This is a genomic window from Oleiphilus sp. HI0043 (assembly GCF_001634935.1).
This window is the reverse complement of the sequence record NZ_LWEY01001389.1, coordinates 22,315-28,977: the sequence shown is the minus strand read 5'-3', so window position 1 is coordinate 28,977 and position 6,663 is coordinate 22,315. Positions and strand designations below refer to the sequence as shown.

General features: G+C 44.4%; 4 protein-coding genes. 3 read left to right on the top strand and 1 reads right to left on the bottom strand.

The features are described 5' to 3' along the window. Positions 1 to 136: 136 nt before the first annotated feature. Positions 137 to 2,449: a bifunctional diguanylate cyclase/phosphodiesterase gene (locus tag A3729_RS19015; protein WP_068634184.1), complete on the bottom strand. Its 2,313-nt coding sequence runs from the start codon at positions 2,447 to 2,449 to the stop codon at positions 137 to 139. A 159-nt stretch (positions 2,450 to 2,608) separates the two neighbouring features. Between A3729_RS19015 and A3729_RS19010 the strand changes: the two genes are divergently transcribed. From A3729_RS19010 to A3729_RS19000, 3 genes are all read left to right on the top strand, one after another. Next, on the top strand, positions 2,609 to 3,238 hold the full coding sequence (locus A3729_RS19010) for a hypothetical protein (RefSeq protein ID WP_068512737.1): 630 nt from the start codon (positions 2,609 to 2,611) through the stop codon (positions 3,236 to 3,238). Between the two features lie 162 nt (positions 3,239 to 3,400). Then, complete coding sequence (uvrD, locus tag A3729_RS19005; protein WP_068515938.1) at positions 3,401 to 5,560, top strand: DNA helicase II; 2,160 nt, start codon at positions 3,401 to 3,403, stop codon at positions 5,558 to 5,560. Between the two features lie 102 nt (positions 5,561 to 5,662). Next, positions 5,663 to 6,631: a hypothetical protein gene (locus A3729_RS19000; RefSeq protein ID WP_068512378.1), complete on the top strand. Its 969-nt coding sequence runs from the start codon at positions 5,663 to 5,665 to the stop codon at positions 6,629 to 6,631. The last annotated feature ends 32 nt before the right edge of the window (positions 6,632 to 6,663 follow it).

The following is a 6,663-nucleotide window of genomic DNA, read 5'->3' as shown; positions in this document are numbered from 1 at the left end:
ACAACAAGGTAACTACCAACAATGCTACTACAACATGCAATTTCATATCTTAATATCCTTAATTTACATTATATTTTTACGCTTATAAAAAGCAGGGACATTATAGTCTAATAGTATAAATATAAAACAGCGCTATTTACTGAGTTCTGAGTAAAGCCTCCATATCATTATCATTCAAAGGTCTTGAGACAAGATAGCCCTGAATATAATCACACCCATGCTGCGATAATAGTGACAACTGGGCCTGATTCTCGACACCTTCTGCAACCACACGAAGGTTCAAGCTCTGACCCAACACGATAATAGCCTTGACTATCGCGAGTTGTGCTTTGGAGTTTTCAAGCCCCTCAACAAATGAACGGTCAATTTTTAGCGTATCAGCCGGCAATTCTTTTAGGTAACTTAATGATGAATACCCGGTACCAAAGTCATCTATAGAAATTTTAAGCCCTAGTTCTTTTAATTCATGCAAGCAACTCAAACCGGCGCGAAAGTCTTCAATTATGACGCTTTCTGTTAGCTCTAATTCCAAACATACTGGCGAGATACCGCTCGACTCCAACACACTCTTAATCATACCTTTCAAGTTTTGATCACGAATCTGCCTAGGTGACAAATTTACGGCAACACAAATAGTACCTAAGCCCTGTTCCTGCCATGTTTTAACCTGGCGACAAGCAGTTTCAAGCACATAGGCTCCTAGCTCAGAAATCAAACCACTTTCTTCAGCAATATTGACAAATTCAGCAGGCGAAATGAGCCCTTTTTGGGGGTGATTCCAACGCACCAAAGCCTCACAAGAATTAATCCTTCTCGACCTGACATCCAGCTTCGGTTGGTAATAGACTTCCAACTCACTTCTTTGCAACGCTTTACGCAATGCATTTTCCATTTCCAGACGTTCTCTAGAGAACTGCTTAAGACTATCATCAAACAATTGGATCTGATCGCCTCCCTGGAATTTAGCTTTCTGCACCGCCAAGGCCGCATATTGCATCAATGTTTCGATATCCTGAGTATGTTCAGGAACATGTGCGACACCCATACTGCAAGATAAAGCGATTTCCTCACTCGATATATCATAATTATGATGGGTCACAGTTTTAAAAAGTCGCTCTGCAAACTTCATTACGTCAAAGGTCGGACTACAGGACACGACGCAAGCAAACTCGTTGCCTCCAACACGGGCTAGAATATCAACCTTCTGTACATTCGCAGACAAGCGTCGAGCAATTTCCCTGAGCAACTCATCAGCCGCATCATGACCAAAGCTATCATTAAACTGCTTGAATCGGTCAATATCCAAGGTCACTAAGGCGAAAGGTAAGCCTTCATCTTTGTAGCGAACCACAGCGCGGTGTAACTGATCTTTGAACTGGTTGCGATTCGCTAACTTAGTGAGGTCATCATAATTAAGTAAGTAATTGAGTTTCTTATCAGCAGCTTGTCGAACAGACAGGTCAGAGAGCATTGCGGCATAGTATTGTATATGTCCGTTGCGATCCCTGATGGCATTGATCTGAGTCCACTGGGGAAAGTAATCACCATGGTATCGCTTCTCTAATAATTCACCCTGCCATAGGTCTTTGGCTTGTACCTCTTCAAATATCTGGGCATAGGCTTCCTGACGCTTAGGCGTATCACTCAAACAATCAATCTTCTGCCCAACAAGCTGTTCCGCACTCTGCCCGATTATTTTCTCATAAGCAGGATTAACCGACAGGAAGCGATAGTTAGCATCCAGAACAAAAACACCTTCTGAAGTATGATCAACGACCGACTTAGCCAAGCGAACTTGTTCATCACGAGCGCGCTCGGACTGAATATTACGCCGGGTCCCCAAAATTCGCAGAGCCCGCCCTTTTGCATCCCGATCAACAACCTTGCCGCTCTCTTCTATCCATAGCCAATCGTCACCACTCTGGGCTCGATATTGAAGTTGGTACTCTCCCTTACCGCCTTCCAAACAAGCGTTAACGGCCGCCCGAACATCAACATAGTCTGCCGGGTGAATAATCGTTTTCAGGTTATGTATATGCTCTTCAGTAGTCAGTTCTTTATCGCCGAAGAGTTCATGGAAGTCTGACTGGTAAAACTGGGCTTGATCAAGATCCCAGTCGATCAAGCCCAAACGCGCTGCGTCCATAGCCTGCGTTAAGCGCGTCTGGCTTTTTACCAAGGCGTCACTGATCTTTTGTCGCAGGGCAATTTGTTCACTGAGTTGCTTGTTACTGTCTTCAAGCTCTTTGGTTCGATCTCGAATCGCAAGTTCGAGGTCGGTACTCTTTTGCACTAGCTGAGCTTCTAACGCTTGCCGTAACTTGCGTTCATCGACCAGCGCTTGATAGATTTGCTGACTTTGTTCCGCGTTCCGCCTGGCCTCTGAAGCTGCTTCAGATCGAGTTCGATGCTTACTTAAAAGCGCTTTTAGTTGGCCAAAATTGATCATGAGTGAAGTATAACCTGAAACACAAACATTTAGAGAAAAGCTTAACAACAAATAATGACAATTCAATTTTAGTGGCTACTCTCAACGATCAATAGACCTAAGATAATCCGTCCACTATACTGCCGCCTTTAAAATTTAATGCATAAAAAGGGATTAATAATGAATCGTTTAAGAAAGATATTAGGGATGTGGGTTATTTTGCTATGTTCTATTAGCAGCAATATCGCCTTAGCCGAAAATTACTCACCAACTTCTACGAAAACCTTCCAAGGCTTTACTGCTGGAGGCTTTACTTTTGGGGGAGATGACTTACTCAAGGTAGAATACACCAATGGTGACTCTGAAGAGCTCACTGCAGGCGGTTTATTGGATCTAAAACTGGGTCTTATCTATAACATCAATGATACATACTCTATACAAAGTAGCATTGGTTATCACTTTGATGCCTTATTAGCCGAAAACGGTGATGGTGACTTCACGCGCATTCCAGTCGAACTATTAGGCTTCTATAATTATGATAAGCACCGTTTTGGTGGAGGATTGACTTTACATACCAGCCCAGAATTTGAAGCAGAATCAGATGATATTGGGCTTGACGAGAATGCTGAATTCGAAGATGCCAGCGGCTTAGTTATAGAGTACGGATATAAGACTTCTGATAGTGCAGTCATTGCTTTAAGGTACGTCGATATAAACTACGAAGTAACAAAGTACAATGGTAGCTCAGTAGACTCAGGCCCTGATTCTGACGGTAGCCACATTGGTTTATATATCTACTTTCTTTTCTAGCAGTCAAAGTTTCCGTGAGTTCAGCGGATATCAAAGGGCCTTTGAGGCCCTTTTTTTCGTCCTACATTTAGCAAGCCAACACATCTTGATCTCTTACATAGCTGCTGTAAGATGAGCAGCAATATTTTCATATAATCATTAGTTCTCGGTAAAAATACCCCCATGGACGTATCCCATATTCTTGACGGTTTGAATGACGCACAACGCAGTGCTGTTGCTGCACCTATGCAAAACTTATTGGTTCTTGCTGGAGCCGGAAGTGGCAAAACCCGAGTATTGGTACACCGAATTGCCTGGTTGATGGAAATTGAACGCTTAAGCCCTTCTTCAATTATGGCAGTGACCTTCACTAACAAAGCTGCCAAGGAAATGAGGGGCCGTATCGAGCAATTGTTGGACCTGCCTGCACGAAACCTTTGGTTTGGTACTTTCCATGGCATTGCTCACCGTTTTCTGCGCGCACATTCCAAAGAAGCAAATCTTCCGGATAACTTCCAGATCCTCGACTCCGACGACCAGCTTCGGATCGTAAAGCGAATCATGCGTGAAATGAACATCGATGAGTCGCGATGGCCGCCTAAGCAAGTTCAGTCTTTTATCAACAGTAAAAAAGATGAAGGCGTTCGCGCCGCTTATTTACCGCCGACTCATTCCCAGTTCGATCAAGTAATGGCAACGCTCTACCAACGTTATGAAGAGCAATGCCAACAGTCCGGCATGGTCGACTTCGGTGAGCTCTTACTTCGCTCTCATGAAATATGGCTGAACAACCCAGCCCTGCTTGCTCATTATCAAGATCGCTTTCGCTATATTCTGGTCGACGAATTTCAAGATACTAACACCATTCAATATGCCTGGCTTCGCGTACTCGCAGGCAACCGAATCCCCATTATGGTAGTGGGCGATGATGACCAATCTATATACGGCTGGCGTGGCGCGAAGATAGAGAACATTCAACAGTTCCAAAACGACTTTGCCCAGCCTTTAGTTATTAAGCTGGAACAAAACTATCGATCGACCTGCACTATCCTGAACGCGGCCAATGCTTTGATCTCAAACAATAGCGGACGTTTAGGAAAAGAGCTATGGACTGATGGCAGTGAAGGTGAACCGATAGACCTTTATGCCGCGTTCAACGAACAAGACGAAGGCAACTATATTGCTGACCGCATCAATGCTTGGGTGAACCAAGGCCAGCTACGTTCACAATGCGCTATTCTCTACCGCTCCAATGCACAGTCGCGTGTCATTGAAGAATTTTTAATTCGCCAGGCTGTCCCTTATCGAATTTATGGCGGCCTACGCTTCTACGATCGTCAAGAGATTCGTAATGCCCTCGCCTACTTACGTTTGGTTTATTATCGACACGATGATGCCGCCTTCGAACGAGTGGTAAACGTACCAACTCGTGGTGTTGGCAATAAGACCCTTAGCGATATTCGTGAACACGCTCGAGATCAGGGAGTGTCTCTCTGGCAGGCCTGCGTCGAACGTTTGCAGCTAGGCCTGATTAAAGGCAAGGCCAATGGCTCTCTGAATGCCTTTATCGATATGATAGATGAACTTAGTGCAGAACAAGACGAGCTAAACTTATTCCAACTCACCGAAAGAGCTATCGGGCAATCGCAGCTTAAAGAGTTTCATGCGAAAGAAAAGGGTGAAAAAGGCCAGGCCCGCATTGAAAACCTCAATGAGCTTTTATCGGCAACCAAAGATTTCGAAGCTGAAGATGACGAGCTAAGCCCATTAGCTAGCTTTATTGCCCAGGCAGCCTTGGATGCAGGCGAGCAACAAGCCGAAGAACATCAGGACTGCGTGCAACTAATGACGCTTCACTCTGCAAAAGGCCTGGAGTTCCCTTTCGTGATTCTGGCAGGGATGGAAGAAGGTCTATTCCCGCACCAGATGTCAATGGAAGAGCCTGGAAGGTTAGAAGAAGAACGCCGACTCTGTTATGTCGGAGTCACTCGCGCAATGGAGAAGCTAGTGCTCACCTATGCCGAGTCACGACGCCTGTATGGCCAAGAGAAGTTCAACCCCATGTCTCGTTTTGTACGAGAGATACCACCAGGGCTAATACAAGAAGTTCGCATAAAAAATAGTGTTTCTACACCGGTCTCCTTCAGCCAATCTTCAAGCAGCGATATGCAAGTTGGCGATTCGCAATTCCAACTAGGTCAAGTTGTTCGGCATGGCAAGTTTGGTGAAGGCACTGTACTCAATTATGAAGGCCAAGGTGCCCATGCACGTATTCAAGTTAACTTCCCAGAAGCTGGCAGTAAGTGGCTAGTTCTATCTTATGCAAAGCTTGAAGCCGTCTAGCCTTTTTTGGTGGTGACTGGAACTTGTGCATAGTAAGCAAAACGCTATTTATCAGCTACTATTAAAGAGTTTCCAGTATTATTTAATAGGACCTTTGATCACATGGCGTCGCCAGAAGAGTTACAACTAGAACAAAAATCTCGTGCACTTCAACTAAAAGAAGATGCACTAAACCGCCAAGCGACCCAGCAGCAGAAAACTGAAGAACGCATTAAAGCGCACCAAGATAGCGTTGCCAAAAAAGAGCGCGCTAACCAGTTAAAAACTCAAGACCTAATAAAACGCGAACGTAAACTTAAAGAAGACAATACACTTCTCCAACATGAGAGAGAAGCATTTAACACGGCACAGCAGGCAGCTGAGTCTCGCCGCCAACCCGCGATGATTATTCTGCCGATTATGCTTATCGCTTGTATTATTGGCGGCTATTTTGCCTACGAGCAACTTGCCAAGAAGCAGCTTCACTACAACCAAATAGCCTCCGCCTCAAAGAATATTGATAAACTCGCAAATATTCTCAGTTTGACTCAGGATGAGGTGCTTACCCAAACCACTGCCTTAGCCAGTAAAAAAACTGAACTGGATAAAACCAAAGGTATGCTGTTGGAGCTAAAACAAAGCACCGACCAACTTCGAAGAGAAATACAGCTACTTAAAGGCGACCAGGAAACTAGCGCCTCGGAGAAAGCATCCCTAGTGGAGTCAGCTGATAACCTTGCACAACAACTCAGTGAACTCAAAAACCAGTTAGAAGATAAATACTTAACCATCGATATTATCGAGGCACTGGTTGATTATCAGGAAGATCACCTTGAAAACGTAAAAGGCGAACTCGCAACAAAACAAGAACTCTTAGCCAAGCATGAAGATTCGCTGAGTGAACAACAAACTCAAAGAATGAAGCTCGAGCAAGCACTGAATGAAAAAGACAGCCAACTCAAAGAAAAGAGCCAGAGCTTACAAACGGCCCAAGAGGAACTTGATCAGGCTCAGCGTCAGTTAACTGAAGCCCAACAAAAATTGAATGCTTTTACCGAAGCCATTAAAGCACCTGAAGCACCTCAAAAATAAAGATTCTATCTCTAAAAAAGGGTCTGCCTTAT